The 3734-nt window shown below is 36.2% G+C and carries 3 protein-coding genes and 1 pseudogene; 3 read left to right on the forward strand and 1 reads right to left on the reverse strand.

The window, feature by feature from the left end; genetic code table 11:
- Positions 1-1254: 1254 nt before the first annotated feature.
- Together FTT98_RS17385 and FTT98_RS17390 are read left to right on the forward strand one after the other, a co-directional pair.
- On the forward strand, positions 1255-1593 hold the full coding sequence (locus FTT98_RS17385; RefSeq protein WP_114237945.1) for a hypothetical protein: 339 nt from the start codon (positions 1255-1257) through the stop codon (positions 1591-1593).
- A 136-nt stretch (positions 1594-1729) separates the two neighbouring features.
- On the forward strand, positions 1730-2530 hold the full coding sequence (locus FTT98_RS17390; protein ID WP_114237944.1) for a DUF2310 family Zn-ribbon-containing protein: 801 nt from the start codon (positions 1730-1732) through the stop codon (positions 2528-2530).
- A 553-nt stretch (positions 2531-3083) separates the two neighbouring features.
- Here the strand turns inward: FTT98_RS17390 and FTT98_RS17395 are convergent.
- Positions 3084-3596, reverse strand: coding sequence for a MobA/MobL family protein (locus FTT98_RS17395; protein ID WP_218947230.1), 513 nt, complete (start codon positions 3594-3596; stop codon positions 3084-3086).
- Between the two features lie 50 nt (positions 3597-3646).
- On the opposite strand from FTT98_RS17395, the pseudogene FTT98_RS17400 reads away from it, so the two are divergent.
- Positions 3647-3734 (forward strand): annotated as a pseudogene (locus FTT98_RS17400) (IS6 family transposase); the annotation flags it as partial.

Below are 3734 nucleotides of genomic sequence, written 5' to 3' on the forward strand. Positions count from 1 at the left end.
GGACAAGCATCGTCATTTTATTATGGTCAGCCTCAGGGTGAAGTGTGTCTAATCAACAGGGTTTTCGGTCTCTAAGCACTTTTTAAAGGGAACTTCATCGACTCAAATCTCTATTTGCAACAGTGCCAAGTATATTTACCCTTCTTATCGAAATTAGGGTTTAAATTTTAAGATTTTTATTCGCTGTTTACAGGTTGTGGTAGAAGTAGTCCTTGATATCAAAAACAAAAATTATTTTAAGGGAATAAAGGCTTCTGACTATCACCAAATGATAAGTTATCTGAGTTCTATTCAGTGAAAAACTGCTATATTAGGGGTCAGCACAGAAAACGGAAATTATAGGGCGGTAAGTACATTTATTTACTTCTATGTAGTTGTTATTTAAGAACTTCGTTAAAAATCTTTCAATTAAATTGCATGTTGCCAATCTCTAGCAGACAGGCAAAGCATAAAAATATAAATCTTTGATTTTAATAAATTAATTAGTCGACAAAATTCCTTGTCGTACTATTTTCTCCAAATTCTGGGGTAACCCCTATCAAATCAAAAACTCGATGATATGCGTCATTTAGTTGATCAAATACCTTCTTACGGCAGTCAATCTATACCTAAAATAAACGATCCTAGTTGGGAGGGGTTATTAGATGATCGGAGAATATCTTGGAATATGAACGACATCACCATAATAGAAAGGCTAGTACTTATTTATTATACTTTTAGTATGAAGGTTCTTAGTGTTTTCAATCAAGAATTTGCAGAGAGAGGAGTTTCTTTTTCATACTCTGATTAGTATGCCTATGGCAAACCAATTTCACTGCTTCGGTACCCTAGTGAGGACTAGAACCTTAGGCTGTAGGCTAATGATATTGGTATATTGAGTTATTTAGGTAGTCGCGGTGTACTTCATGGTGTATAGAAAGTTAGTTTTTCGAGCTAATAAAGCCATTTTGACAAAATTTAAGAAGTATTTTAGAAAACTAGATAGTTACACAGAATTTAGGGTAGTCTCAAAATGAAAGTTATAACTAATGGTTCTTTAACATCTTCTAATTCCTTTGGTGAAAAATAAGATTCCATTTTATGCTTAACTCTCAACTTTTTTTCGCTAAATCATTTATTTTACGAAGGTTAGACTTTCAATATTAAACTTACAATTCTTGTAATACAGCCATTCCAATAGGCTTAAGAAGTTGAGAGTGGCATTTCTTGCATAGAATTATTTTGTATTAAATAAAATAACTAAAGGTTTGGCTCGTGAAGATCTCAATAAGAAAACTGTATGTAATTAGCTTAAGTGCATTAATTACTGTGGCTTGTTCCAGTCAAAGTGAATCAGAAGGGATGCTAATTATAAATAACAAAACCTCCGAAGATATAACTAAGGTTAATTTAACTTATAAAACCACTAATAAATCAGAAAATATAGGTAATTTATCTCCTAATCAATCATTTAAGTATCCTATAAAATATTCTGACACCGAAGACTCTATAGTAATTACATATACTGATAGTAATAATACAGTGCATAAGGATGTAGCTGTTCCTTATTTCGGTAAATATGATAAGAAAAATTATAGTTATAATATCAAGTAGTTTAAGTATTATTAATATTTAGAGTGTACGGCATTGACGGTATAGGTTAAATTGACACTACAAGACAGCACTTTAACCAATTTCAACAGCAACATCCCCAAATATATTTAATATAAATTAAGCATGAGATATAAAAATGCACGCCTTTGATATTATCATACCCCAATATACAGGTATCGCTGAAGATGATGATAGCCACGACCATGATGTATTTTGTTATTTAGGAAATTTAGAAGGCAACGGACAAATATTACCCCGTAACCATCATTTAGCTGTTAGCCAAAATGATATTACTCGCGTGACTGTGGTGTGTCCTGAAATGGATGCCCTTGACCGTAAAAATATGAACAGCTATGCCCAAGAAATGCACAATAAAATCGAACAGTTAGCAGGTAAACCCATTCAAACCTTGTATATCGGAGAAGACCATGACTATCCTCTTCCCCGTTATGCCGTACCAACGCAATCTGAATTTTACATGTTGCGTTGGGGCTGGAGTTCGCCTTTACTAGATGGAGTAACCTTACAAGGCATTCCTCTATATAAAATCCCATATACCCAACCTGATCACCCTTGTTATGATAATGTGTGGTCATGGTATCGTCAGGCTGAAGCGTTATATCGTTTGTGGCTTGGTTCTCAACCAGTAAGTGAAGCCTTTGCCTTAGAGCAAATGCAAAATCCCAATTCTGAGCATAGCAAAATAGGTCGAGAATTGTGCCGTATCATTGAACAAAGCACAGGTGTACCCACCTATTATTTTCTAATGAATTACCGTGATTGGACACAGGCAGAAGATATGGAACAAAAATGTCCACTGACAGGGCAGGATTGGCTATTGCCTGCCAATACCTATCACTATATTGATTTTAAATGCGATGAGAGTCGTTTGGTGAGTGAGTTGAGTCAAAATTGGTCGGATGAAAGCGAGGACTGACCGAATGAAAAATTATTTGTGGTAAGCTCATAAAGCCTATCAAGCATAGAGATAAAAATAACACCCAAACTATCTGTAACCAACCGTGAATCGTCTCGATATTTTCGGAGAGTGTTTTACTGGAATCAGGTACAGGACAAGTTTATTTTCAGTATACCCTAGCGGAACCACCTAAAAAGCCCCTTAGACCTATTAATAGACTACCTAGAACAGACCGTTATAAGAAAACCGCCTATAACAGACTATTCTAGGTAGTCAGTTTTTCTCGCTATCTTGAGAAATCATAGTCTTCTTCGTTCCCGTCTAAATACTCGAATATAGGGGTCAGCACAGAAAACGGAAATTATAGGGCGGTAAGTACATTTGTTTACTTCTATGTAGTTGTTATTTAAAAACTTCGTTAAAATTTTCAATTAAATTGCATGTTGCCAATCTCTAGAAGACAGGCAAAGCATAAAAATATAAATCTCTGATTTTAATAAATTAATTAGTCCACAAAATTCCTTAGCGTGCTATTTTCTCCGAATTCTGTGCTGCCCCCAATTAGCAATATTTAGAAAGGTCTAGGATAGCTATTTCTTGGCACGGGTTGAGATTTTGGAGCAACTGATAGATCGCTATCCGCCAAAGGCTCAATTTCACTTAATTCTCGCCTAGTCGTTACCATCTCACTATAAGCTTCTTTGAAATCAGGATTATTCATCTGCTTCATAGTATAATTATTAGGTTTACTATCAAGCCCACGCTGTTTCCAGTTCCGCATATCTACCACAGGCTCAAAGCCATGTTCTAGCAAGTGATGATTCACTAACTCACCCCAACGTTCACGTTGGGCTTTTAACAGCGTTCTACGCTCAGCAGGGGCTAATCCTGTGTTGTCTTTTTTCGCCCCGCTCTTAGCAGGATCCTTGGAGTTATGACGCTTGAAGAAGCGATCAAAAGGGCGAGCAATACCATCATTTAATCGCTCACTAAACATCAAATGGGCATGGGGTTGTTCGCCACCATCTAAAGCAGGTTTGTTATGCACCACCACTTGATAAGGATATTTTGGGCACTGTTGCAAATAGGCTGACGTGATAAGCTAAATATCTTATTTATTTCGAGATACAGCAGATGAATCCCTTCCACGGTCGGCACTTTCAAGGTGAAATCATTCTTTGGGCTGTTCGTTGGTATTGTAAATATGGCATCAGCTATCGTG

Source organism: Acinetobacter sp. YH12039, from assembly GCF_013420015.1.
Classification (GTDB): Bacteria; Pseudomonadota; Gammaproteobacteria; order Pseudomonadales; family Moraxellaceae; genus Acinetobacter; species Acinetobacter amyesii.